We start from the raw sequence: 25,469 nt of genomic DNA on the forward strand, positions 1-25,469 counted from the left end.
CCCTGCTCCGCCTGCCAGCCGGTCGCTGCCCGCAGCCCCCGGATGGCAGGGCACAAGGCCCCGGGTCCGCCCTGACAGACCATCGAACCGCGGGCGGCGGTCGGGGCATAGGCCCGCCACAGGCGGGCACATCGCACCGAACCTGTCGCCCGAACCCTTTACCCCCGGGGGCCGCGCGCCCCGCGAAGGAGACAGGCCATGGATGCACGGGCCAAGACTCAGGACCTTCTGCTCCGGCGCAAGCCGGGTTATGCCCTCGAACAGGCCTTCTACGGCGATGCGGACGTCTACCAGACGGACCTCGAGCTGATCTGGCAGACCGACTGGCTCTTCGTCACGCCGATGGCCTCGCTGCCCAAGACCGGCAGCTACGTGACCCACAAGGTCGGCAACGCCAGCGTGACCATCGTGCGCGGCGCAGACGGTGTCATCCGTGCCTTCCACAACACCTGCCGTCACCGCGGCTCGATTATCTGCAAGGGCGCATCGGGCAGCGTGGCCAAGCTGGTCTGCCCCTACCACCAGTGGACCTACGACCTGGACGGCAAGCTGATCTGGGCCCGCGACATGGGGGCTGATTTCGACCCCTCGCAGCATGGGCTGAAGCCGGTGCACTGCCGCGTGCTGGCCGGTCTGGTCTACATCTGCCTTGCCGACGAGGCGCCCGACTTCGACGCCTTCGCCGCCTTGGCCGAGCCCTACCTCGCCGTGCATGACCTGAGCGATGCCAAGATCGCCTTCCAGTCCACGATCATCGAGGAAGGCAACTGGAAGCTGGTCTGGGAAAACAACCGCGAGTGCTATCACTGCGGCGGCAACCACCCGGCGCTGTGCCGCACCTACCCGGACGATCCCTCCGTCACCTTCATCGGTGAAGGCGGCGACGTGCCCGCGCACCTGCAGGCCCATTTCGACAGCTGCGAGGCCGCAGGCGCGCCGTCGCAGTTCCACATCTCCGACAACGGCCAGTACCGCCTCGCACGGATGCCGCTGAAGCTGGGCGCGCTCAGCTACACGATGAACGGCGGCATGGCGGTGCAGAAACGTCTCGGCCACGTCCAGAAGGACGACGCCGGCACCCTGCTGAAGTTCCACTACCCGACGACGTGGAACCACTTCCTGCCGGATCACTCGATCACCTTCCGCGTCACCCCCATCGGGCCGCAGCAGACCGAGGTCCAGACCACCTGGCTGGTGCACAAGGACGCGGTCGAGGGCAAGGACTATGACCTCAAGGAACTGACCGAGGTCTGGATCGCCACCAACGACGAGGACCGTCGCGTGGTCGAGGACAACCAGCAGGGCATCAACTCGCCCGCCTATGTCCCCGGCCCCTACTCCAAGATCCAGGAAAGCGGCGTGATCCAGTTCGTCGACTGGTATTGCGACACGCTGGCCGAGCGTCTCACCCCGCAGCGGATGGCGGCGGAATGAGCGCCGACAAGATCAGCCCCGCGGTCCGCTACTGGCAGGATGACGAGACGCTGGAATGCGTCTCGGTCATCCCCGAGGCGCCGGACGTCCGGACCTTCTGCTTTGCCGCGCCCTCGGGTGCGCTCTTCTCCTACCTGCCCGGCCAGTTCCTGACGCTGGAACTGCCGGTGCCGGGCGGGCCGCTCTACCGCACCTACACGATCTCCTCCTCGCCCTCGCGGCCGCTTTCGATCAGCGTGACGGTCAAGGCGCAGCCCGGTTCGCTCGGCACGCGCTGGATGCTCGACAACCTCGTGCCGGGGATGCGGATCAAGGCCATGGGTCCGGCGGGGCATTTCACCTCGCACCACCACCCGGCGGAGAAATACCTCTTCATCTCGGCGGGCTCCGGCATCACGCCGATGATGTCGATGGTGACCTACATGTACGACCAGGGGCGCATCCCCGACGTCGTCTTCGTGAACTGTGCCAAGCGCCCGTCGGACATCATCTTCCGCGAGCGGCTGGAGCATATGTCGAGCCGCTTCGAGGGGATCGAGCTGCGGTGGGTCGTGGAACAGGGCGACCGCTACCAGCCCTGGACCGGCTACCAGGGCATGTTCAACCAGCTGATGCTGGGCCTGATGGCGCCCGACTATCTTGAGCGCGAGGTCTTCTGCTGCGGGCCCGAGCCCTTCATGCAGGCGGTCCGTGACGCGCTTGCGGGCCTCGGCTTCGACATGGACCACTACCACCAAGAGAGCTTCCAGCCCTCGCTGGCCGCCGAGGACGCCGATGCGACCGAAGGCGACGTGGTGCCCGACGAGGATACCTCGGCCGAGGTGGAATTCACCGTCTCCGGCGTGTCCCAGAAGTGCACCGAGACCGACACGATCCTCGCCACCGCCCGCAATGCCGGGCTCAACATCCCCTCGGGCTGTACCTTCGGCGTCTGCGGGACCTGCAAGATCAAGAAGGTCTCGGGCCAAGTACACATGGTGCACAACGGCGGGATCACCGACGACGATATCGCCGACGGATATGTGCTGGCCTGTTGCTCGCACCCGATCGGCAAGGTCGAAGTCGAGGTCTGAGGGACGCGACTTCGAAACTGGGCGGTGCCGGTGGGGGCGCCGCCCTTTTTGTTTGTGGGGTGCGGTGGCGAGTGAATTGCCTGGCCTCAGGCAATGAGGTCCGGTCCATCGCGCTCAGCATGTCCAGTTGCCGGGTTTGATCTGTCGTAGAAGACGCTGAACCACTCCCGCAGGTGGGTTCCGCTGAACTCCCGACAGGTCACTTAGGGCAGCGCCGTCCCGCGGGGTGGCGCACAAGCGCCGCCCCATGGGGGCGGGTCGGCGCTGCCCGGCCTGTCGGCCGGGCGGGACGTCTCAGAGGCGATGGTATGCTGTCGACGGCATCAAGAGTCGCGCGTACTGGCCGCGCGTCGAAACACCATCCCCCCACAAACGAAAAAGGGCGGCCCGAAGACCGCCCTTTCCACATCCATCGCGGGATCAGAAATCCCAGTCGTCATCCTCGGTCGCGACCGCCTTGCCGATCACGTAGGACGAGCCGGAGCCCGAGAAGAAGTCGTGGTTCTCATCCGCGTTGGGGCTCAGCGCCGCCATGATCGCGGGGTTCACCTTGCACAGCTCTTCCGGGAAAAGCGCTTCGAAACCAAGGTTTTGCAGCGCCTTGTTGGCGTTGTAGTGCAGGAAGTTCTTCACGTCCTCGGTCAGCCCCAGCGGATCGTAGAGCGTCTCGGTATAGCGGGTTTCGATCTCGTAGAGCTCGAACATCAGCGAGAAGGCGAAGTCCTTCAGTTCGTCCCGCTCGGCCTCGGAAAGGCGCTCCATGCCGCGCTGGAACTTGTAGCCGATGTAGTAGCCGTGCACCGCCTCGTCCCGGATGATCAGGCGGATCAGGTCGGCGGTGTTGGTCAGCCGCGCGCGCGACGACCAGTGCATCGGCAGGTAGAAGCCCGAGTAGAACAGGAAGCTTTCCAGGAACACGCTGGCGATCTTCTTGCGCAGCGGGTTCGAGGTGGCGTCGTATTCATCGAGGATCAGCCGCGACTTCTGTTGCAGTTGCGCGTTCTCTTCCGACCAGCGGAAGGCCTCGTCCACCTCGGCAGTGGAGCACAGCGTCGAGAAGATCGAGGAATAGGACCGCGCATGCACCGCCTCCATGAAGGCGATGTTGGTCAGCACGGATTCCTCGTGCGGGGTGATCGCGTCTTCCATCAGCTTGGGCGCGCCGACGGAATTCTGGATCGTGTCCAGCAGGGTCAGCCCGGTGAAGACGCGGATCGTCAGCCGCTGCTCTTCCTCGGTCAGCTGCGACCAGCTCTGGATGTCGTTCGACAGCGGCACCTTCTCGGGCAGCCAGAAGTTCACCGTCAGGCGGTTCCAGATCTCCAGATCCTTGTCGTCCTGCAGGCGGTTCCAGTTGATGGCGCGGGGCACCGGGCGGGCTTGGGCGAGGTCTTTCATGGGCAGCATCCTGAAACAGGCAGCCGGGCGGGACTGGTTGGCAGCGTCCATACCCGGAAAGGAAGGGTCCCGGGCCGTCTACACGACCCGGGAGGAGAACGTCAAAGCGAACAGGACACGCAGCCCTGCACCTCGGTGCCTTCAAGGGCCATCTGGCGCAGGCGGATGTAGTAGATCGTCTTGATCCCCTTCTTCCACGCGTAGATCTGCGCCTTGTTGATGTCGCGCGTCGTGGCCGTGTCCTTGAAGAACAGCGTCAGCGACAGGCCCTGATCCACGTGCTGGGTGGCCGCGGCATAGGTGTCGATGATCGCCTCGGCGCCGATCTCGTAGGCGTCCTTGTAGTATTCGAGGTTGTCGTTCGACATGAACGCGGCCGGGTAATAGACGCGGCCGATCTTGCCCTCTTTGCGGATCTCGACCTTGGCCGTGATCGGGTGGATCGAGGAGGTCGAGTTGTTGATGTAGCTGATCGAGCCGGTGGGCGGCACGGCCTGAAGGTTGCGGTTGAAGAGACCGTCCTTGACCACCGCATCGCGCAGCGCGGCCCAGTCCTCACGGGTGGGCACGGCGACGCCGAACTTCTCGAAGAGCGCCTTCACCGTCTCGGTTTCGGGCAGCCAGTCGCGATCAACGTATTTGTCGAAGAAGGTGCCGTCGGCGTATTTCGACTGTTCGAAGCCCTTGAAGACGGCGCCCCGCTCCTTCGCCAGGTTGTTCGAGGCGCGCAGCGCATGGAACAGCACGGTGCAGAAGTAGATGTTGGTGAAATCAACGCCTTCGGTGCTGCCGTAGTGGATGCGTTCCCGCGCGAGGAAGCCATGCAGGTTCATCTGGCCGAGGCCGATGGCGTGGCTTTCATCGTTGCCGCGACGCACGGAGGGGACCGAGTCGATGGCCGACATTTCCGACACCGCGTTCAGCGCGCGGATCGAGCTTTCGACCGTACCCGCCAGGTCGCCGCCGTCCATCGCCTTGGCGATGTTCATCGAGCCGAGGTTGCAGGAGATGTCGGTGCCCAGGTGCTTGTAGCCGAGGTCCTCGTTGAACTCCGACGCCTCGTTCACCTGCAGGATTTCCGAGCAGAGGTTCGACATGGTGATGCGGCCCGCGATCGGGTTCGCCTTGTTCACCGTGTCCTCGAACATGATGTAGGGATAGCCGCTCTCGAACTGGATCTCGGCGATCGTCTGGAAGAACTGGCGCGCGTTGATCTTCTTCTTCTTGATCCGCGGGTTGTCCACCATCTCGTGGTATTTCTCGGTCACCGAGATTTCCGAGAACGGGCGGCCATAGACCTTTTGCACGTCATGCGGCGAGAAGAGGTACATGTCCTCGTTCTTCTTCGCGAGCTCGAAAGTGATGTCCGGCACCACGACACCCAGCGACAGCGTCTTGATGCGGATCTTCTCGTCCGCATTCTCGCGCTTGGTGTCGAGGAAACGCAGGATGTCGGGGTGGTGGGCGTTCAGATAGACCGCGCCTGCGCCCTGACGCGCGCCCAGCTGGTTCGCGTAGGAGAAGCTGTCTTCCAGCAGTTTCATTACCGGAATGACGCCCGAGGACTGGTTCTCGATCCCCTTGATGGGGGCACCATGCTCACGGATGTTGGTCAGCATCAGGGCGACGCCGCCACCGCGTTTGGACAGTTGCAGGGCCGAGTTGATGCCGCGGCCGATGCTTTCCATGTTGTCTTCCAGACGCAGCAGGAAGCAGGAGATCAGCTCGCCCCGCTGGGCCTTGCCGGCGTTCAGGAAGGTCGGCGTGGCGGGCTGGAAGCGGCCACCGATGATCTCTTCCATCAGCTTCATGGCGTCGGCCTCGGACCCGCGCGCAAGCGCGAGCGAGACCATGACCACGCGGTCCTCGAAGCGTTCGAGGTAGCGCTTGCCGTCGAAGGTCTTCAACGTGTAGCTGGTGTAGTATTTGAACGCGCCGAGGAAGGTCGGGAAGCGGAACTTCTTGGCATAGGCCGCGTCCCAGATCTTGCGCAGGAAGGCGCGGTCGTACTGCTTCAGCACGCTGTCCTCGTAGAAGCCTTCTTCCACGAGGTAATCCAGCTTCTCGTCCAGCGAGTGGAAGAAGACGGTGTTCTGGTTGACGTGCTGCAGGAAATACTGGCGCGCGGCCATGCGGTCCGCATCGAAGCGGATCTTGCCGTTCTCGTCATAGAGATTCAGCATCGCGTTGAGCGCATGGTAATCCAGCCCCTGCCACTCGGCCGGGACGCCTTTTGCGGGGGCGCTGTCAGTCAGCTCGCGGTCGAGAATTGCGTCTTCCAAAACTTGTCCAATCCTTCTGAGACGCGGGTGACATCTCCGTCGGTTCCCGCCAGTTCGAAACGGTAGAGCACGGGCACCTTGCACTTGGCGGCGATGACGTCGCCGGCCATGGCAAAGGTGGTGCCGAAATTGCGGTTGCCCGAGGCGATGACCCCGCGCAGCAGCCCGCGGTTGCGGGCATCGTTGAGGAAGCGGATCACCTGCTTGTGCACCGCGCCCCGGCCCTGCCCGTCCGCGTAGGTCGGGCAGATCAGGACGAAGGGTGCGTCAGGCGCAGGCAGCGCCGCCTCCGGGTCGATCGGGATTCTCTGGGCAGGCAGGCCCAGCCGGGTCACGAAACGCGCCGTGTTCTCCGACCGGGAGGAATAGTAGACAAGCCCGCCCATCATCCGATCAGGCCAGGGCAGCGATCTTGTCGGGACGGAAGCCGGCCCAGTGGTCGTCACCGGCCATGACGACGGGCGCCTGGCGGTAGCCGAGCTCGGTCACGCGGGCCATGGCGTCGGCGTCCTGGGTCAGGTCGACCAGTTCGAAATCCAGCCCCTTGGCGTCCAGCGCGCGGGTGGTGGCGGTGCATTGCACGCAGGCGGGTTTGGAATAGACGGTGATGGTCATCGGGCAGTCCCTTGCTCTGACATCCTCTGGTGGCGTGAGGGACGGAGAGGCCGACGCGCGCCGCCCGGAGAGGCGCCGCGGTCCACATCCCCGGACCCTCCGTCCGGTGTGGTTCTTCTGCTGTCCTGGCAGGTCTTCTGACTCGCGGCTCCAATCGCACCGGCCCCCCTTCCCGGCATGACACCAGTGGATACGGGACCTTGGCTCACCGCTCACAGCTACGGGGGTAGTACCGGAATTCCACCGGCTTCCCTCTTGCCTCGGGGCGTCACACCCCCAGAGCACCAAGACCCCTGCATATTGTGCCGATTTTGCAAAAGTGTCAACATATGGTGTGCCATGGGTGGCTTTTGCTGAACACCGCGCAAGACATTGTTTTCATGGGAAGAGCGGGGTTTCGGGCCGCCCTGCTGGCGATCACGTTTCCCGCGCCCTGCCCAATATCTTGTCGTGCCCCCGAAGCCAAGAGCAGAGCCGCCCCTGCAAAGCGCATTTCCACACGTCAGCGCGGGCAAATCTCGGGGTGCCGGAGAATCGCTCACGCCCTGTGCAACGGCACGTCGGGCCGTCGGAGACACGGGGGCCCGGACACGAAAACGGCGCCGGAAGACCGGCGCCGTTTCCAAGAGATACGAGCTGCAGCGCGGGGCTGCGGCAGGGCTCAGCCCTGGACGACTTTCGCCACTTCTGCTGCGAAGTCTTCTTCGACTTTCTCGATGCCTTCGCCCACTTCCATCCGGATGAAGCCGGTGATGGTGGCGCCCACTTCCTTCGCGGCGGCCTCGACGGTGAGGTCGGGGTTCACGACGAAGGCCTGGCCGACGAGGGTGACCTCGGCGAGGAACTTCTTCATGCGGCCTTCGATCATTTTCTCGATCACGGCTTCGGGCTTGCCCGATTCACGCGCGATGTCGATCTGGATCTGACGCTCTTTCTCGATGACGGCCGGGTCGAGGTCGTCCGAGTTCAGCGCGGCCGGGTTGGCAGCTGCGACGTGCATGGCGACCTGACGGCCGAAGGCTTCGTCACCGCCGGTCATGGCGACGAGAACGCCAATCTTGCCCATGCCGTCAGCGGCCGCGTTGTGGATGTAGGACACAACGGTTTCGCCTTCGATGGTTTCCATCCGGCGCAGGGTCATGTTCTCGCCGATGGTGGCGATCTTGTCGGTCAGGATCGCTTCGACGGTCTTGCCACCGATTTCGGCGGTTTTCAGCGCGTCGACGTCAGCCACGTTCAGGGCGGCATCTGCGAAGCCCTTCACCATAGCCTGGAACTCGGCGTTCTTGCCGACGAAGTCGGTTTCCGAGTTCACTTCGATCGCGACGCCCTTGCCGCCGGAAACGGCGACGGCGACGAGACCTTCAGCCGCGGTGCGGCCCGATTTCTTGGCGGCTTTCGCCAGGCCCTTGGTGCGCAGCCAGTCAACCGCGGCGTCCATGTCGCCATCGGTCTCGGTCAGCGCCTTCTTGGCATCCATCATGCCTGCGCCGGTCATTTCGCGCAGTTCTTTCACCTGTGCAGCAGTGATCGCCATGGTGGCTCTCCTCAAAGTCTGAATACATCCGGCTGCGGTGATGCCCGCAGCCGTTGAAACTTTCGTGACAGGGGCCGATCAGGCCTCTGCTTCTTCCTCGGCGAGGATTTCCTCTTCGGGCGCTTCCAGCTCACCCACGTCGACGCCTGCCGCGCCCAGCTGGGCGGTCATGCCGTCGAGAGCCGCACGGGCCGCGAGGTCGCAGTAGAGCGAGATGGCGCGGGCCGCGTCATCGTTGCCGGGGATGATGTAGTCCACGCCTTCGGGCGAGCAGTTGGTGTCGACGATGGCGACGACCGGGATGCCCAGCTTCTTGGCTTCGAGGATGGCGAGGGCTTCTTTCTTCACGTCGATGACGAAGAGAAGGTCAGGCACGCCGCCCATTTCGCGGATGCCGCCCAGCGAGGCCTGCAGTTTGGCCTGCTCGCGTTCCATGCCGAGACGCTCTTTCTTGGTCAGGCCTTCGGCGCCGCCCTCGAGACGTTCGTCGATTTCCTTCAGGCGGTTGATCGACTGCGAAACGGTTTTCCAGTTGGTGAGCGTGCCGCCCAGCCAACGGTGGTTCATGTAGTACTGAGCGCATTTCTCTGCGGCTTCGGCGATCGGCGCTGCGGCCTGACGCTTGGTGCCGACGAAGAGAACGCGGCCGCCCTTGGCGACGGTTTCACGAACGACGTTCAGGGCCGCGTCCAGCATGGGAACGGTCTGCGTCAGGTCCATGATGTGGATGCCGTTGCGCGCGCCATAGATGAACTCGCCCATGCGGGGGTTCCAACGCTGCGTCTGGTGGCCGAAGTGCACGCCTGCTTCAAGCAGCTGGCGCATGGTGAACTCGGGAAGAGCCATGTCCTATATCCTTTCCGGTTTACGCCTTGGCGGGGGTGTGAACCTTATGGTCAACCGGTGGACGCATGGGGATGTCTCCCCCATGGGCCCGACCCCACCTGCGGGATTGAGTGCGCGCCCTTTAGCCGATCCCTCACCGGGCCACAACCCCCAACCGGCTTTTATGGGCCCCAACCGGCTTTTCCGGGCGTTTCACGCGCTCCGAGGGCCTATCCCCCCCGTCCGATCCCCGCGCGGAAAATTCTTTCGAAGAATTTTCCCAAGATTTTTCGAAAAATCTTGGTCGAGGCCCGATGGCGGTCAGTTCCCCTCCACCGGCGCCCGTTTCGCAACCTTGCCCGTTTTCTTCGAAGAAAACGGTCCGGACTTTTCAAAAAGTCCGGTCAGTGCCGCCGATGCCGGTGCGTCGCTTCTTGCCGTGTCGCCATGTGCGAGGCAAGAAGCAGTATGACACGAGACCTTCTTTGTATCGGCGCTGTCCTGTGGGACATCATCGGCCGCACGGGCAGCCGCATGCGCGTGGGCTCCGACGTGCCCGGCCGGATCAGCCGCCTGCCCGGCGGCGTGGCCATGAACATCGCCATGGCGGCGCAGCCCTTTGGCCTGCGCCCCGTGCTGCTGACCGCCGTGGGCCGGGACCCGGAAGGCGACGAACTGGTCACCGCCTGCGAGGCGCTCGGCATGGAGGTGGGCCACGTCCACCGCTCCGAGAGCCATCCGACCGATCGCTACATGGCCATCGAGGGCGAGAACGGGTTGATCGCCGCCATCGCCGACGCCCATTCGCTGGAGGCCGCAGGCGCGCGCATCCTGACACCGCTGGTGGACGGCACGCTGGGATCGCCCGAGGCGCCCTATACCGGCCCTGTCGCCCTCGACGGCAACCTGACGCTGGCGCTGCTGGAAGAGATCGCAGCCCATCCGGCCTTTGCTGAGGCCGACCTGCGGGTGGCCCCCGCCTCGCCCGGCAAGGCCGAACGGCTGCGGCCCTTCCTGCACCACCACCGCGCGGTGCTCTACGTGAACCTCGAGGAGGCGGGCCTGCTCTGCGGGCGCCTCTTCACCTCCGCCCCCGAGGCCGCCGCGGCACTGATCGCGGGCGGCGCGCGCCGGGTGCTCGTCACCGACGGGTCCGCCGCCGCCGCCGATGGCTGCGCGCGCCGTGAGGGCATCCTCAGCGCCGCCCCGCCGCCCGTTACCGTCGCCCGCATCACCGGCGCAGGCGACACCTTCATGGCCGCCCATGTGGCCGCAGAACTCGATGGCGCCGATCGCGCCACCGCGCTGGAGGCCGCCCTCAGGGCCGCCGCGCGCTACGTTTCCGGAGAAAGCCCCGTATGATCCCCCTGCCCCTCGTCCTCTCGCCCGAAGTCACCGCCGCCAAGGCCGCCGGCCAGCCCATCGTGGCGCTGGAAAGTACGATCATCACCCACGGGATGCCCTATCCCCAGAACCTCGAAACCGCCAAGCTGGTGGAAGAGACGATCCGCGCCGCCGGTGCCGTCCCCGCCACGATTGCCGTGATCGAGGGCACGCTCCACGCCGGCCTGACCGAGGCGCAGCTGAGCGCGCTTGCGCAGGCCAAGGACGTGGCCAAGCTGTCGCGTGCCGACATGGCCGCCTGCATCGCCGCAGGCGGCACCGGCGCCACCACCGTGGCAGCGACGATGATCGCCGCCAACCTTGCAGGCATCGAGGTCTTTGCCACCGGCGGCATCGGCGGCGTGCACCGTGGTGCGGAGGAGACCTTCGACATCTCTGCCGACCTGCGTGAGCTGTCCGAGACCCCGGTCACCGTCATCGCGGCGGGGGCCAAGGCGATCCTCGACCTGCCCAAGACGCTGGAAGTGCTGGAAACCTACGGTGTGCCGGTGATCGCCGTGGGACAGGACGAACTGCCCGCCTTCTGGTCGCGCGCCTCGGGCCTGAAGGCGCCCCTGCGCATGGACACCGCCGGCGAGATCGCCCGCGCCCTGCGGATGCGCGCGGCCCTCAGCCTGCCCGGCGGCCAGCTGGTGGCCAACCCGATCCCCGAGGGCGACGAGATCCCCGCCTCCGAGATCACGCCGATCATCACCACGGCCCTGGCCGACGCCGAAGCCGCGGGCATCAAGGGCAAGGACGTGACGCCCTTCCTGCTGCAGCGGATCTTCGAGCTGACGGCGGGCCGGTCGCTGGATGCGAATATCGCCCTGGTGCTGAACAACGCCCGCCTGGGCGCGGCCATCGCGACAGAGCTTGCCGCGCTGCCGCGCTGAGGTCAGAAGCCGCGAATTCACCACGATGTGGCATTGCCGGGGACCTGCGAAGCACATAGATTGTGCCGCGTGATCAGGAGTTTCCCCGGCAGATGACCGACCCCTTGCATTTGGAACACCGCCGGCCCGGGCTGCTGGCGCGTCTCCGCTCGAATTTCCTGACCGGGATCGTCGTGATTGCCCCCGTCGGCATGACGATCTGGCTGCTCTGGACGCTGGCCGGCTGGGTCGACGGATTCGTCCTTCCGCTGATCCCCGACCGCTTCAATCCCGAGCAATACATCGGGATCAACCTGCGCGGCGCAGGCGTGATCATCTTCCTCGTCTTCACGATCCTCGTGGGCTGGATCGCCAAGGGCCTTATCGGGCGCTCGCTGATCCGCTTTGCCGAAAGCCTCGTGGACCGGATGCCGGTGGTGCGCTCGATCTATTCCGGCGTGAAGCAGATCGCCGAGACGGTCTTTGCCCAGTCCGACCGCAGCTTCGAGAAGGCCTGCATGGTGCAATATCCCCGCAAGGGGATCTGGGCGCTCGGCTTCATCTCGACCGAGGCCAAGGGCGAGGTGCTGATGCGCGCCGAGACCGGCAGCAAGCTGCTCAGCGTCTTTGTCCCCACGACGCCGAACCCGACCTCGGGTTTCCTGCTCTACTTCCCCGAGGAAGACGTGATCGAGCTGGACATGACCGTCGAGGATGCGGCGAAACTGGTGATCTCGGCGGGGCTGGTCTACCCGGAAACCAAGGCCGAGAAGGAAGCCCGGATCGCCAAGCGGGCGTGATCCGGGGGGATTGGTCGGCGGAGGCGTCAGTAAGCTGTGCTCTCAGCGGCCTGTTTGCATGCTGCGCAATCCCCTAAAACCGTTTTAATTCAATCCGTTCCCCTAAAACGCGAAGCCGCGCATCGACGGTGCGCGCGGAGGCGATCCGAACCCGTCTGGCCCCCACTTTATCGCAGCCAAGCTCGCCGCTCCCTCTCAAGGCACCATCCAGCCTCACCAAATCGCCGCCGCGTGGGGGCGCGCCGGCGATGCGCGGCGGCCTGCGGCCTTGTCCCGCGCCGGGTGGCACCAGCAGTGGTGTCAGAGAGAGGCTTAGCTACGGGCAGCGCCTAACCGCGCGTCTACCTTATGGGGACGGCACGGGCTTGTCGAAAAGGCACCAACTTGTCGGGACTGCACTGAGCCCGAGCCCCCCCCCATCAGACCCTCGTCAAACCCGACACAGGCACCCTAAACCACCCAAACGGCCCACCCTCAGCCGAACATCTCCACAAGGTCGACGCTGCTCTGCTGTCCCAGCTTCTCGCCATGCGCCGCGAGGAAGGCATCCGCCGAGGCCCGCCCGGCCTCCTTCAGCCGCCCCAGCAGGAAGGGGTTCGGCACCAGCTTCGTCGCCACCGACAGCTCGGACATCAGCGCGTCGTCCGAAATCAGGTGGACGTTCACATCCTTCATCATCCCGCGCTCCAGCGTCTCGCTCGCCAGCAGGCGCTGCACGAAGGAAATCGCCCGCAACTCGCGCAGCAGCGAGGAGTTGAAGCTGATCTCGTTGACGCGGTTCTGGATTTGCTGCGGCGAGACCGGCACGTGATCCCGAACCATCGGGTTCAGCGAGACGATGACGATGTCATCGGGCAGATGCCGGCCGAAGAGCGGAAACAGCGCCGGGTTGCCGGTATAGCCGCCATCCCAGAAGGCCTCGACCTTGCCGGTCTTGAGATCCTCGAATTCCACCGCCTGGAAGAGGTTCGGCAGGCAGGCAGAGGCGAGGATCTGATCGGTCCCGATCTCGGCCCCGGTGAAGACGCGGATCTTGCCGGTGCGGACGTTGGTGGCGCAGATGTGCAGCTCGGGCCCGGCTTCGCCGCAGACCTTCTCATAGTCGAGGCCCGCCACCACGGCGCGCAGCGGGTTCCGGTAGAAGGGACCGTAGATATAGGGCGAGGTCGCGTGGCTGAGGGCATCGGCGACCGTCCAGGCCAGCGAATATTCCACGGCCTCCGCGATGTGCCCCGGGCTGGCCATGGGCATGACCCCCGCCATCCACGCAGGCAGCCGCAGGTCGGTGAGCGCCCCCATGCGGGACCAGAGCCTGTCGAGCGCCTCGCGCGCACCTTCGCGCCCGCCCGCCGCATAGCCTGCCTTCAACGCGGCGCCGTTCAGCGCGCCCGCAGAGGCACCCGAGATCCCGGCGATCTCGATCTCCTCCTCCTCCAGCAGCCGGTCCAGAACGCCCCAGGTATAGGCCCCGTGGGCGCCACCGCCCTGCAGGGCGAGATTGATGCGGATCATGGCCGGTCTCCCGTTGCGGATGGAGAGGATCCGGCGGGCCGGGAGATCGGCCCGCCGACGGCCCCCTAAAGGGCGCCGTGGCTCAGAGCGCGGTCCAGCCGCCGTCCACGCTGATCGTGGTGCCGGTGATCTGTTCTGCCGCGGAGGAGCAGAGGAAGACCGCCGTCCCGCCCAGCTGTTCGACGGTCGCGAACTGCTTGGAGGGCTGCCGGTCGAGGATCACCTCGCGGATCACCGTCTCACGGTCCATGTCGTATTTCTTCATGGTGTCGGGGATCTGCGCCTCCACCAGCGGGGTGTGCACGTAGCCCGGGCAGATCGCGTTGGCGGTGATCGGATCCTCGGCCGTTTCCAGCGCGGTCACCTTGGTGAAGCCGACGATGCCATGCTTGGCCGCCACATAGGCGGATTTGTAGGGCGAGGCGGTCAGACCGTGTGCGGAGGCGATGTTCACCACCCGGCCCCAGCCCGCCTTGCGCATCATCGGCAGCGCGGCCGCCGTGGTGTGGAAGGCGGAGGACAGGTTGATCGCGATGATCGCGTCCCACTTCTCGATCGGGAAATCCTCGATCGCCGAGACATGCTGGATGCCGGCGTTGTTCACGAGGATGTCACAGGCCCCGGCCTGCTCCACAAGCGCGCGGCACTCCGTGGCCTTGGACATGTCGGCCTTGATATAACGGGCGGTCACGCCGAATTCAGCGCCAAGGTCGGCGGCCAGCTTGTGATCCTCATCGGAATCGGTGAAGGAGTTCAAAACCACGTCCGCGCCTGCCTTCGCCAGCTCGCGCGCAACGCCGAGCCCGATACCCGAGTTGGACCCGGTGATGATCGCGGTCTTACCTTTAAGAGACATCTTGCGTCCTCCTGCATGTGTCCCGGCAGATCATAGTGCTGCACATGCGAAAAGCGAGACGATACGGACACGTCTGCGAGAGGGATTCGCGAGCGCAGGGCAGCAGTTGCAGGAAGAGCTTCGACCCAAGAAAAAAACGCCGGCACGAGGCCGGCGTTAAGTTATTGAGGCAGGTTTCATACAGGCAAGAAACCTATCGAGCAGTGACTTTCTTATAAGCAATCAATCGCCTGCATCCAAGAGTAAAGTTTGTGTTGGCTGCATTCCGCCTCTAGTTTGGCCGCCAACAAAACAAGGGGCAGGCATGATTGTTTCAGGATTCCGGTCATTTTTCTTCATTGTTTCCGGGGTACTGGCAGTCGCTCTTGGTCCAACAGGACAAGGAGATTCGGCCAATGCGGAGCCCTCGCACGCCATAGCTATGTATGGGGAGCCTGCTCTGCCCCCGGATTTTGTGTCCTTGCCATATGTGAACCCCGATGCACCCAAGGGCGGGCGCCTGGTGACGGGCAATACGGGCGGTTTCGACAGCCTCAATCCGTTCATCGTGAAGGGCACGCCCCCCTGGCAGCTGCGATTCCTGACCCACGAATCGTTGATGTACCGCTCTCAGGACGAACCTTTCACGCTCTACGGCCTTCTGGCCGAATCGGTGGAGACCTCGCCGGACCGGCGGTGGGTCGAATTCACCCTGCGTCCGGAGGCCCGTTTTTCCGACGGCAGCCCCGTCACCGTGGACGACGTGATCTGGTCTTACGAGACGCTGGGGACGGAAGGCAACGCGCGCTACCTCGGCCTGTGGCAGGCCATCGCGCGCATCGAACAGACCGGCGAGCGACGCGTGCGGCTGACCTTCAACCGTGCCGACCGGGAGCTGGCCCTGCTGGCGGGCCTGCGTCCGATCCTCAAGAAGGACCAGTGGAAGGACAAGGATTTCACCCAGTCCGGCCTGACCGAGATCCCCATCGGCTCTGCCCCCTACGTGATCGACAGCTTCGAGGCCGGGCGCTACGTCTCGCTCAAGCGGAACCCGGACTACTGGGCCAAGGACCTGCCCATTCGCCGAGGCACCGCCAACTTCGATGAAATCCGGATCGAGCATTTCGGCGACCAGTCGGTGCTCTTCGAGGCCTTCAAGGCCGGTGAGATCTCCTTCATCCGCGAATTCAACGCCGAGAAATGGGCCCGCGACTACGATTTCCCCGCCGTCCAGTCCGGTGACATCGTGAAGACCGAAATCCCCGACGAGAAGCCCACCGGCATGACCGGTTTCGTCATGAACATCCGCCACGCGCCCTTCGATGACATCCGGGTGCGTGACGCGCTGCTCCATGCCTTCAACTTCGAATTCATCAACGACACGCTGACCGGCGGGCGCCAGCCCCGGATCACCTCCTATTTCTCGCGCTCCGAACTGGGGATGCAGGAAGGCCCGGCGCAGGGCCGCGTGCTGGAACTGCTGTCGCGGTTCGAAAGCGAGATCCCGCGCGAGGCGATCACCGGTTACGCGCTGCCGCAGGGCGACGGCACGGCCCGCAACCGCAAGAACCTTGCCGCGGCCATGGTGCTGTTGCAGGAGGCCGGATGGACGGTGCAGGACGGCGTGCTGAAGAACGCGGCCGGCCAGCCCTTCCGCTTCGAGATCCTGCTGACGCAGGGCGCGACAGAGAACCAGTCGATCATCGACATCTACGTGCCCGCGCTCCAGCGTCTGGGTATCCAGCCGCAGGTGACCACGGTGGACAACGCCCAGTACAACCTGCGGATCAACGATTTCGACTACGACATGACCTACATGCGCCGCCAGCTCTCGCTTTCGCCCGGGAACGAGCAGCGGCTCTACTGGGGGTCGGACGCGGCAGGGCAGACCGGCTCGCGCAACCTGATCGGCATCGCCTCGCCCGCCGTGGACGCGATGATCGAGGAAATGCTGAACGCCCGCAGCCACGAGGACTTCGTCGCGGCCACCCGCGCGCTCGACCGGCTGCTGACCACGGGGCGCTACGCGATCCCGATCTTCGCCTTCGACGTGGGCCGCATCGCGCACAGCAAGCACCTGCATCACCCGGAGACGCTGCCGGTCTATGGCGACAGTTTCTACTTCATGCCGGAAGTCTGGTGGTCGGATCAGAAATGATCTGTGCGGCGCCCTGAGGCAGGGGTATAGCGTCATCTACCTGTGACACTTTCGCTTTACGGCCCACGCCATGAACATCCTTGTCCTCTGCACCGGCAATTCGGCACGCTCGATCCTGCTGGAAGCCATCCTGAACGACCGCGCCGCCGGGCGCGTGACCGCCTATTCCGCCGGGTCCGATCCGACCGGCGCGATCGAGCCGCAGGCGCTTGCCCTGCTGGCCGAGAACGACATCGACACCCGCGACCTGCGCTCGAAGAGCTGGGAGGAATTCGCGGACGACGATGCGCCCGAGATGGACCTCGTCCTTACCCTGTGCAGCGATGCCGCCGCCCAGACCTGCCCGGTCTGGCCCGGGGCGCCGGTGCGGGCGCATTGGGCCATCCCCGATCCCACGCCGGGCGATGATGCCGCCTTTGCCGCCGCCTATGCGACCCTCGACCGGCGCGCCTCGGCGCTGCTGAAACACGGGATCGAGATCATGGACGCGGGCGAGCTGAAGGCGACGCTGAACCGGATCGCCAAGCAGCCCTGACCCGGGGCCGGGTTCCCCTGACGGGTTATCCGTCGCGGCGGAACCCGGGCCCCCGTCCCGCAGTCGTCCCGCAGTCGTGACGGAACAGCCGCCGTCTCCACGCGTTGCCCCTCCATCGGCAGGCCTGTTGCGACGGGCCTGACACGGAAGGCCCGCAACGAAAGGAAGCACGACATGCGCTGGAACAAGGACATTCAGGAGCACTGGGAAATTTTCGTCGAGGCCGCCCTGCAGGAATGGCCCGAGGCCCGCGAGAGCGACCTGCTGGCGCTGGACGGAACGCGCTCCGGGCTGGCTCGCTACCTCTCCGATGTGACCGGCAAGTCGCCGGACCTGCTGCTGGAGGAAATCGCCGAATGGCAGAGCGGCACGATGCCCGCGGACATCCGGATGGACGAACACCTCGACAATGCGAATATCAGCGTCTCGGGCCGCTTCGTGGCACCGGGCGAGGATGTCTATGACGAGGACGAGGCCTTCGGGACCGCATCCTGACGGGGCCACGGGGGTGAGGGCGCGCGCCGCCCCCTCCCGGCGGGACGGCACAACCACTCGCAAGCGCGACGCCTACGTTGAGATCGGTGCGCGGGGCGGTCATCGCGCGCGTGCGCGCTGAGGACCACCTCCGCCACCCCCGTGCACAAACGCAGCCCCGTCTCGGATACCTGCGCACAGCATGGAACTTGCCAAGAGGCCCTGCGCCGAATAGCAAACTTACATGTCGTCGCTTTTCGATCAGGGGCCACCGCCGCCCTGCCCGACCCCCTTCAACATGGCCGCCCATGTGCTGGCCCATGCCCCTGCGCAGCCCGACAAGGTGGCGCTGGCCGTGCTGGGCCTGTCCCGGGCGGAACGTTGGAGCTATGGCAAGCTGGAGGCCGCGGTGCGCGGCACGGCCACGGGGCTGCTGGAACAGGGGCTGCGCGCGGGGGACCGCGTCCTCATGCGGCTTGGCAATACCGTCGAATTCCCCATCGCCTATCTGGCCTGCATTGCCGTGGACCTCGTGCCGGTGCCGACCTCCTCGCAGCTGACCGCCGGAGAGGTCGCCAAGATGGCCGAGGGCCTGCAACCCGCCGCCGTCCTGCAGGGCAAGGGCATCGCCTGCCCCGACCTGCCCGGCGTCACGGTCATCGATCAGGACCGGCTGGAGGCGATGCGCGACCTGCCGCCCGCCGCCTATGCCATGGGTGACCCGGACCGGCTGGCCTATATCGTCTATACCTCCGGCACCTCGGGCAATCCGCGCGCCGTCTGCCATGCGCACCGCGCCATCTGGGCCCGCCGCATGATGCACGAGGGCTGGTACGGGCTGACCGGGGAAGACCGGCTGATGCATGCGGGCGCCTTCAACTGGACCTATACGCTCGGCACCGGGCTGATGGACCCGTGGTCCGTGGGCGCCACCGCGCTGATCCCGGCAGAGGGCATCGGGCCAGAGGCGCTGCCGCTTCTGATGAAACGCCACGAGGCCAGCATTTTCGCAGCCGCCCCGGGGGTTTACCGCAAGATTCTCAGCAAGGGAGAGAGCCTGACCTTGCCGAAACTGCGCCACGGCCTCTCCGCCGGCGAGAAGATGGGCGCGGCGATCCACGACGACTGGCGCCGGGCAACGGGGACCGAGGTCTACGAGGCATTCGGCATGTCCGAATGCTCCACCTTCATCTCCGGCAGCCCGACGCGCCCCGCAGCCGAAGGGGCGCTCGGCGCACCGCAGGTCGGCCGCCGCGTCGCCATCGTCGACGAGGACGGCACGCCGGTCGAGACCGGCCATCCCGGCGTCATCGCCATCGACCGGCGCGATCCCGGGCTGATGCTGGGCTATCGCGGCGCGGAGGAAGAGACCGCCGCGCGGTTCCGGGGCGCGTGGTTCCTGACCGGCGACATGGGCGCCATGGACGAGACCGGTCAGGTGACCTATCTGGGCCGCAACGACGACATGATGAACGCCGGTGGCTACCGCGTCTCCCCGCTCGAGGTGGAACACGCATTGGCCGATCTGCCCGGCATCTCCGAAATCGGGGTGACCGATGTGGAGGTGAAACAGGATGCCCGCCTGATCGTGGCCTTCTACACCTCCGCCGCGCCGCTGGACGAGGCCGCGCTGCTGGCCGCCGCTGCCGAGAGGCTGGCGCGCTACAAGCAGCCGCGTGCCTTCCTGCGGATCGACACCCTGCCCCGCAACCCCAACGGCAAGCTCCAGCGCCGGGCGCTGGTGCCGCTCTGGGACAAGGCAAACAAGGGACCGAATGGTTAAACTCGACATCCTCTCCGATCCGATCTGCCCCTGGTGCTACTTCGGCGCCACGCAGCTTTTCCGCGCCCTGACAGAGCGCCCGGATCATCCGTTCACGATCGAATGGCACCCGTTCCAGCTGAACGCCGCCATGCCTGCCGGGGGGGCGCCGCGCGCGCCCTACCTCGCCGCCAAGTTCGGCGGTGACGAGGCGCTTGTCAGCGCCGATGCCCGGCTGAACGCCTATGCGGCGGAAAACGATATCCCGCTCGACACCGCGGCGATGACCAAGGTGCCCAACACGCTGAACGCGCATCGCCTGATCCACTGGGCCGGGCTGGAAGGCGTCCAGACGCCCGTCGTCCTCGCGCTCTACCGCGCCTATTTCGCCGAAGGCCGCGACATCGGCGAGACCGAGGTGCTGGCCGATATTGCGGACCAGTGCAGCATGGATGCCGCCGTGGTGCAGAAGCTGCTGCAGAGCGATGCCGACGTCGAGATGATTTCGGCCCGCGATGCCCACTCGCGCGAGATGGGTGTCTCCTCGGTGCCGACCTTCATTGTCGCGCAGCGCCATGCGGTGCCCGGCGCACAGCCCGCCGAGCTTTGGGTGAAGGTGATCGACGAACTGCTTGCGGGCGCGCTCTCCGACCAGCCCGAAGGCTGAGCCCGCTTCCACGTCGCCCGCTCCAGTGGCCGCCCCGGCGGCCGCCCTCATCTCCTGCCGCGCCGGTCCCCCCGGCGCGGATCTTTTTTCCGCCGGACCTGCTCCGACCTGCCCCCAAGGCCGCGCCCCATGCCCGATATGAAACTCTCCCGCGTCGAACTTGTCGCGCTGTTGGCAATGCTCGTTGCCACGGTCGCCTTCTCGATCGACTCCATGCTCCCCGCGATGCCCGAGATCGCAGCCGAACTCGCCCCCGACAACATCGCCAACGCACAGCTCATCCTCTCGGCCTTCATCATCGGCATGGGGGCCGGCACGCTCTTCACCGGCCCGATCTCGGACATGTTCGGGCGCAAGCCGGTGATCATCGGCTGTACCGCCATCTACATCGCCGGGGCCTTCGTGGCCTGGCAGGCGCCGACGCTGGAGATGCTGATCCTCGGCCGGTTCCTGCAGGGTCTGGGGGCCTCCGGCCCGCGGGTCGTCTCGCTGGCGGTGCTGCGCGATCTCTACTCGGGCCGTGACATGGCGCGGCTGCTGTCCTTCGTCATGATGGTCTTTACCGTTGTGCCGGCGCTCTCGCCCCTCGTCGGCTCCGGCATCATCGCGCTGACCGGCTGGCGCGGCATCTTCCTGGCCTTCGTGCTCTTCGCACTGGTCTCCTCGGCCTGGCTCATGCTGCGCCTGCCCGAAACCCTGCCAGAGGCCCGCCGCCGCAGCTTCTCCTTCAGCGCGCTGAAATCCGCGGCAGTGGAGATGACGGGCATTCCCATGGTCCGGCTCAGCGTCATGGCGCAGGTGCTGACCTTCGCGATGATGTTCTCCTCGATCAGCATGATCCAGCCCATCTTCGATCAGACCTTCGACCGGGCGGACAGCTTCCCGTGGTTCTTCTTCGGCATCGGTCTCTTCTGCTCCACCTCCTCGATGGTGAACGCGGCGCTGGTGATGAAGCTGGGGATGCGCAAGATCATCTCGGTCACCCAGTACATCGCCCTGACAGCCACCACGGTGATGCTGGCCGTTGAGCTGGCAGGCGGTGCAGGCGCCGCGCATTTCTGGTTCTACCTCGCGTGGCAGACTCTGATCTATTTCCAGATGGGCCTCGTCTTCGGCAACCTGAACGCCCTCGCGATGGAGCCTCTGGGCCATATCGCGGGCCTTGCCGCCAGCGTGATGAGCGCGATTTCCACCATCCTCGGCGGGATCATCGCAACCGTGGTAGCTCAGTTCTACGACGGCACGCCGCTGGCGCTCGTAGTGGCCTGCTGGGCGCTCTGCATCCTCGCGGTGCTAGTGATGCGCAAGGTGCGGACCCTCGAACGGGTCAAGGATGCCGACGCCGCCCGCGCCCAGGGCTGAGCCCCACACCCGTCCCAAGCCGAACGCCGCCGCCCCATCCGGGCGGCGGTTTCGTTTCCGCCCCCCGGTCAGGAGCCAAAGGACCCGGACAGTTGACGTCACTTTTTCTCGTATACCATTGCATACGATCTTTCGCCGGGATGGTCTTTCCGCTATGCAGCACGCAGTCGGACTCACCCAAACCGAGAGGCGCTGCTCCATGAGCAAGATCAAGGTAGAGAACCCCGTCGTCGAGCTGGACGGCGACGAAATGACCCGCATCATCTGGGATTTCATCAAGAAAAAGCTGATCCTCCCCTATCTGGACGTCGACCTGCTCTACTACGATCTGGGCATCGAGGAGCGCGATCGCACCGAGGACCAGATCACCATCGACGCGGCCAACAAGATCAAGGAAGTCGGCGTCGGCGTGAAATGCGCCACGATCACCCCTGACGAGGCCCGGGTCGAGGAATTCGGCCTCAAGAAGATGTGGCGCTCGCCCAACGGGACAATCCGCAACATCCTCGGCGGCGTGGTCTTCCGTCAGCCGATCATCTGCCGCAACGTGCCCCGCCTCGTGCCCGGCTGGACCTCGCCCATCGTGGTAGGCCGCCATGCCTTCGGCGACCAGTACAAGGCCACCGACTTCACCTTCCCCGGCAAGGGGCAGCTGACCATGAAGTTCGTCGGCGAGGACGGCACCGAGATCGAGAAGGTCGTCTATGACGCGCCCTCCGCCGGGGTCTACATGGGCATGTACAACCTCGACCAGTCGATCATCGACTTCGCCCGCGCCTCCTTCAACTACGGCCTCAGCCTTGGCTGGCCGGTCTACCTCTCGACCAAGAACACGATCCTCAAGGCCTATGACGGCCGCTTCAAGGACCTGTTCCAGCAGGTCTTCGAGGAAGAGTTCGAAGAGAAGTTCAAGGCTGCCAAGATCTGGTACGAACACCGCCTGATCGACGACATGGTCGCCTGTGCGCTGAAGTGGAACGGCAAGTTCGTCTGGGCGCTGAAGAACTACGACGGCGACGTGCAGTCGGACACCGTCGCGCAGGGCTTCGGCTCGCTGGGCCTGATGACCTCGCAGCTGATGACCCCCGATGGCAAGATCGTCGAGGCCGAGGCCGCACACGGCACCGTGACGCGCCACTACCGCCAGCATCAGGCGGGCAAGCAGACCTCGACCAACTCGATCGCCTCGATCTACGCTTGGACCGGCGGCCTCAAGCACCGCGCCAAGCTGGACGAGAACACCGCGCTGATGGCCTTTGCCACCACGCTGGAGCGGACCGTCGTCCAGACCGTCGAGGATGGCTTCATGACCAAGGACCTCGCCCTGCTGGTGGGCCCGGATCAGAAGTGGCTGACCACCATGGGCTTCCTCGAGAAGGTCGACGAGAACCTGAACAAGGCGCTGCACGGCTGAGACCCGCGCGCTGTCCGGCCGGATTGAGGGCCGGACGTAAGGCAAAGCTGAACACGAAAGGCGGGCCAACGGGTCCGCCTTTTGCATGTCCAGCGCGATGCCGGCTTTCCACCGCACATCGCTATTGCGGCAGAAGCGATTGAGATAGCTTAATTTCCGGGCGCCGCCCGCGCGGCGACCACTGGCGCGCATGGTTTCGGTATACCGAGACGCCCGCGCCCCATAGCACGGAGGTCAACAACCCGGACAGCCCTGCCCAGATGAACCTCCGCCAACTCGAAGTCTTTCGCGCCGTGATCCAGGGCGGCTCCACCAAGAACGCGGCGGAGATGCTGCTGGTCTCGCAGCCCGCCGTGTCGAACATGGTGCGCCAGCTGTAGGACCAGCTGGGCATGGCGCTTTTCCTGCGCACCGGCGGGCGGCTGCGCCCCACGCGCGAGGCGAATATCCTCTATCAGGAGACCGCCGCGCTCTTTCACCAGTTCGAGGCGATCCAGGCCCTGGCCGACAACCTGCGCGACCAGAGCGCGGGCCAGATCGACTTCCTCGCCAGCCCCAGCCTCGGCCAGACCATCGTGGCGCAGGCGCTTGCTGGCTTTGCCTCGGACCTGCCGGGCATCACCGTGGCCTTCGACACGCTGGCGAACGAACAGATCACCGATTACCTGCTGGCGCAGCGGTCGGATTTCGGGCTGACGAACACCTTCCTCGACCACCCCGGCCTGACGCAGCGCGAGTTGCGCCGCCTGCCCGTCCACTGCATTCTGCCGCGCGGGCATCGGCTGGCCTCCCGCGATCATATCGCGCCCGCGGACCTTGCCGGGGAATACCTGATCTCCTATCCCCGCTCGCTGCCCATCGGGCTGATCGTGGATCAGGCTTTCCGTGAGGAAGGCGTCTACCAAAAGATCAGCATGGCGATCCGCTTCTGCGCCACCGCCTGTGCCATGGTCGAGGCGGGCACCGGCATCAGCTTCAGCGACACGCTCACCCTGCGCGGCGGCAGCTTCCCCAACGTGGTGGCCGTGCCCTTTGCCCGCGACGTGAGCACCTCCATCGTGCTGTCGCATCCCCGGCAGCGCCCCCTGTCGCGCAGCTGTCAGAGCTTCATCGACAAATACCTGATGCCCCGGATCGACGCCCTCGACCTGAGCTGACGGCATCGCTGCCCGTCGAGACGCACAAGAAACGATCAGCGGGATTATTCACGCAAAATCGGGGCCTTACGGCCCGGCAATGCACCCCGGCTCAATTCCTGTACGTCGTACAATTAAATCCTTTGCCTTTTCAATCGCTTACCACCTTCCGGCCCCACGCAGCGCACCGGCCGGAAAAGGGGGGATATAAGCCACGGTTATTCTGCTTCGCGTCCAAATAATTCGCAAACACCCCCGGCCTCGCGGCTTCTGGCGACAAGGCCCGCGCCCTTCCGGGTCCGCAAAACGAAAAACGCTTTCAACAGGAGGTCTTATGACCCTCATCGCCCGCAAACTCCGCTCGACGGCTCTTGCCGCCGCGACGCTCGTCACCGCCGCACTCCCCGCACAGGCGCAGGACCTGACCAAGGTCTCCTTCCTGCTCGACTGGATCCCCTCCGGCGAAATGGCCGCCTACTACGCCGGCAAGGCCAAGGGCTTCTTCGAGGAAGAAGGCCTCGACGTGTCGATCACCCGCGGCTACGGCTCGGCCGACACTGCCGCCAAGATCGCGGCCGGCGTGGGTGACTTCGGCCTCGCCGACATCTCGGCGCTCTTCACCGCGCGTGCCAACACCGATGCGCCGATCAAGGGCATCTCCTCGGTTTACACCCACTCGCCGCACTCGCTCTTCGTGCTGGAAAGCAGCGGGATCACCTCCTTCAAGGACCTCGAAGGCAAGTCGATCGCCGTTTCGGCCGGCAACAGCCACCGTCTCTACTTCCCCGCCGTGGCCGAGGCCGCCGGGATCGACGACAGCACGATCAACTGGGTGACCGCCGATGCCTCGGCCATGGCCGCGCTGCTGATCGCCAAGCGCGTCGATGCCGCGCCCTTCTACTCGATCCACGAATACTACCAGAACAAGGCCGCCAGCCAGCAGGGCGAGAAGATCAAGGTTCTGCCCTTCGTCGAGACCGGCTTTGCCATCTACGCCACCACGGTGATCGCCTCGGAAGAGACGCTGGAAACCAAGCCCGAGCTGGCCAAATCCTTCCTCAAAGGGCTGCAGAAGTCCTTCGAATGGGCGAACGAGCATCAGGAAGAAGCCTGTGAGCTGCACGTCGCGCAGGTGCCTGAAGTGGCGCTGGACGATTGCATGGGCTCGATCACCGCGATGATGGGCTTCGTCTTCAACGACAGCCAGGCAGAATTCGGCCTCGGCCACTTCGATCCCGAACGCCTCGCCTTCACCTACGAGCAGGTCGCCAAGGCGCAGGACCTCGACCCGGAAGCCGACCCGATGGCCGCCATCGACGAAAGCTTCCTCCCCTGATCCGTCCTCTTCGTCTCCCCGTTGGACGGCACTTCCCCCGGCGCAGCGCGCGCCGG

Annotated in this window: 23 protein-coding genes and 1 riboswitch; of the genes, 15 read left to right on the forward strand and 8 right to left on the reverse strand. The window is 65.3% G+C overall.

The window, feature by feature from the left end:
- Positions 1-198 precede the first annotated feature (198 nt).
- Positions 199-1,434, forward strand: a complete 1,236-nt coding sequence (locus LCM32_RS10270; RefSeq protein WP_224820977.1) for an aromatic ring-hydroxylating oxygenase subunit alpha — start codon at positions 199-201, stop codon at positions 1,432-1,434.
- A complete protein-coding gene (locus tag LCM32_RS10275; protein ID WP_224820978.1) occupies positions 1,431-2,507 on the forward strand; it encodes a hybrid-cluster NAD(P)-dependent oxidoreductase in 1,077 nt (358 codons plus the stop codon). The genes LCM32_RS10270 and LCM32_RS10275 overlap by 4 nt, the downstream gene beginning before the upstream one ends.
- Before the next feature lie 420 nt (positions 2,508-2,927).
- Here the strand turns inward: LCM32_RS10275 and nrdF are convergent, their stop codons facing one another.
- From nrdF to rpsB, 6 genes are all read right to left on the reverse strand, one after another.
- A complete protein-coding gene (nrdF, locus tag LCM32_RS10280; RefSeq protein WP_224820979.1) occupies positions 2,928-3,905 on the reverse strand; it encodes a class 1b ribonucleoside-diphosphate reductase subunit beta in 978 nt (325 codons plus the stop codon).
- 101 nt (positions 3,906-4,006) lie between these two features.
- Entirely contained in the window at positions 4,007-6,160 is a 2,154-nt protein-coding gene (nrdE, locus tag LCM32_RS10285) for a class 1b ribonucleoside-diphosphate reductase subunit alpha (protein WP_412070681.1), read from the reverse strand.
- Entirely contained in the window at positions 6,157-6,573 is a 417-nt protein-coding gene (gene nrdI / locus LCM32_RS10290) for a class Ib ribonucleoside-diphosphate reductase assembly flavoprotein NrdI (RefSeq protein ID WP_224821389.1), read from the reverse strand. Before nrdI ends, nrdE begins: the two co-directional genes overlap by 4 nt.
- 7 nt (positions 6,574-6,580) lie before the next feature.
- Positions 6,581-6,802: a glutaredoxin-like protein NrdH gene (gene nrdH / locus LCM32_RS10295; RefSeq protein ID WP_224820981.1), complete on the reverse strand. Its 222-nt coding sequence runs from the start codon at positions 6,800-6,802 to the stop codon at positions 6,581-6,583.
- A 109-nt stretch (positions 6,803-6,911) separates the two neighbouring features.
- A riboswitch (cobalamin riboswitch) is annotated at positions 6,912-7,106 on the reverse strand.
- Between the two features lie 357 nt (positions 7,107-7,463).
- Entirely contained in the window at positions 7,464-8,339 is an 876-nt protein-coding gene (gene tsf / locus LCM32_RS10300; protein WP_224820982.1) for a translation elongation factor Ts, read from the reverse strand.
- A gap of 78 nt (positions 8,340-8,417) precedes the next feature.
- Positions 8,418-9,185 (reverse strand): 30S ribosomal protein S2, encoded by a 768-nt coding sequence (rpsB, locus tag LCM32_RS10305; protein WP_224820983.1) that lies wholly within the window; start codon positions 9,183-9,185, stop codon positions 8,418-8,420.
- Between the two features lie 426 nt (positions 9,186-9,611).
- Between rpsB and LCM32_RS10310 the strand changes: the two genes are divergently transcribed.
- From LCM32_RS10310 to LCM32_RS10320, 3 genes are all read left to right on the forward strand, one after another.
- Positions 9,612-10,526 carry a PfkB family carbohydrate kinase gene (locus LCM32_RS10310; protein WP_412070676.1) on the forward strand — a complete coding sequence of 305 codons (915 nt, stop codon included), beginning with the start codon at positions 9,612-9,614 and terminating at the stop codon, positions 10,524-10,526.
- The gene (locus LCM32_RS10315) at positions 10,523-11,443 is read left to right on the forward strand and encodes a pseudouridine-5'-phosphate glycosidase (RefSeq protein ID WP_224820985.1); all 921 of its coding nucleotides are present in this window, start codon (positions 10,523-10,525) and stop codon (positions 11,441-11,443) included. The genes LCM32_RS10310 and LCM32_RS10315 overlap by 4 nt, the downstream gene beginning before the upstream one ends.
- Before the next feature lie 92 nt (positions 11,444-11,535).
- Positions 11,536-12,222 (forward strand): DUF502 domain-containing protein, encoded by a 687-nt coding sequence (locus tag LCM32_RS10320; RefSeq protein ID WP_224820986.1) that lies wholly within the window; start codon positions 11,536-11,538, stop codon positions 12,220-12,222.
- A gap of 474 nt (positions 12,223-12,696) precedes the next feature.
- On the opposite strand, the gene LCM32_RS10325 is transcribed toward LCM32_RS10320, so the two are convergent.
- Positions 12,697-13,734 (reverse strand): patatin-like phospholipase family protein, encoded by a 1,038-nt coding sequence (locus tag LCM32_RS10325; protein ID WP_224820987.1) that lies wholly within the window; start codon positions 13,732-13,734, stop codon positions 12,697-12,699.
- A gap of 82 nt (positions 13,735-13,816) precedes the next feature.
- The gene (locus LCM32_RS10330) at positions 13,817-14,590 is read right to left on the reverse strand and encodes a 3-hydroxybutyrate dehydrogenase (protein ID WP_224820988.1); all 774 of its coding nucleotides are present in this window, start codon (positions 14,588-14,590) and stop codon (positions 13,817-13,819) included.
- 304 nt (positions 14,591-14,894) lie between these two features.
- Between LCM32_RS10330 and LCM32_RS10335 the strand changes: the two genes are divergently transcribed.
- The 10 genes from LCM32_RS10335 (at position 14,895) to LCM32_RS10380 (ending at position 25,413) form a co-directional block, all read left to right on the forward strand.
- Positions 14,895-16,727, forward strand: coding sequence for an extracellular solute-binding protein (locus LCM32_RS10335; protein WP_412070677.1), 1,833 nt, complete (start codon positions 14,895-14,897; stop codon positions 16,725-16,727).
- 70 nt (positions 16,728-16,797) lie between these two features.
- Positions 16,798-17,262, forward strand: coding sequence for an arsenate reductase ArsC (locus LCM32_RS10340; protein WP_224820990.1), 465 nt, complete (start codon positions 16,798-16,800; stop codon positions 17,260-17,262).
- Positions 17,263-17,436: 174 nt separating this feature from the next.
- Positions 17,437-17,757, forward strand: a complete 321-nt coding sequence (locus tag LCM32_RS10345) for a hypothetical protein (protein WP_224820991.1) — start codon at positions 17,437-17,439, stop codon at positions 17,755-17,757.
- 223 nt (positions 17,758-17,980) lie between these two features.
- Positions 17,981-19,519 carry a class I adenylate-forming enzyme family protein gene (locus LCM32_RS10350; RefSeq protein ID WP_224820992.1) on the forward strand — a complete coding sequence of 513 codons (1,539 nt, stop codon included), beginning with the start codon at positions 17,981-17,983 and terminating at the stop codon, positions 19,517-19,519.
- Complete coding sequence (locus tag LCM32_RS10355; protein ID WP_224820993.1) at positions 19,512-20,165, forward strand: DsbA family oxidoreductase; 654 nt, start codon at positions 19,512-19,514, stop codon at positions 20,163-20,165. The genes LCM32_RS10350 and LCM32_RS10355 overlap by 8 nt, the downstream gene beginning before the upstream one ends.
- Positions 20,166-20,294: 129 nt before the next feature.
- Positions 20,295-21,527: a multidrug effflux MFS transporter gene (locus tag LCM32_RS10360; protein ID WP_224820994.1), complete on the forward strand. Its 1,233-nt coding sequence runs from the start codon at positions 20,295-20,297 to the stop codon at positions 21,525-21,527.
- Positions 21,528-21,726: 199 nt separating this feature from the next.
- Entirely contained in the window at positions 21,727-22,941 is a 1,215-nt protein-coding gene (locus LCM32_RS10365) for an NADP-dependent isocitrate dehydrogenase (RefSeq protein ID WP_224820995.1), read from the forward strand.
- Between the two features lie 260 nt (positions 22,942-23,201).
- Positions 23,202-23,321, forward strand: a complete 120-nt coding sequence (locus LCM32_RS10370) for a LysR family transcriptional regulator (RefSeq protein WP_224820996.1) — start codon at positions 23,202-23,204, stop codon at positions 23,319-23,321.
- Positions 23,322-23,333: 12 nt separating this feature from the next.
- Positions 23,334-24,098, forward strand: coding sequence for a LysR substrate-binding domain-containing protein (locus tag LCM32_RS10375; RefSeq protein ID WP_224820997.1), 765 nt, complete (start codon positions 23,334-23,336; stop codon positions 24,096-24,098).
- 313 nt (positions 24,099-24,411) lie between these two features.
- The gene (locus LCM32_RS10380; protein WP_224820998.1) at positions 24,412-25,413 is read left to right on the forward strand and encodes an ABC transporter substrate-binding protein; all 1,002 of its coding nucleotides are present in this window, start codon (positions 24,412-24,414) and stop codon (positions 25,411-25,413) included.
- The last annotated feature ends 56 nt before the right edge of the window (positions 25,414-25,469 follow it).

The organism is Pseudooceanicola nanhaiensis, from assembly GCF_020171315.1.
In the GTDB taxonomy this organism is placed as follows: domain Bacteria; phylum Pseudomonadota; class Alphaproteobacteria; order Rhodobacterales; family Rhodobacteraceae; genus Pseudooceanicola; species Pseudooceanicola nanhaiensis_A.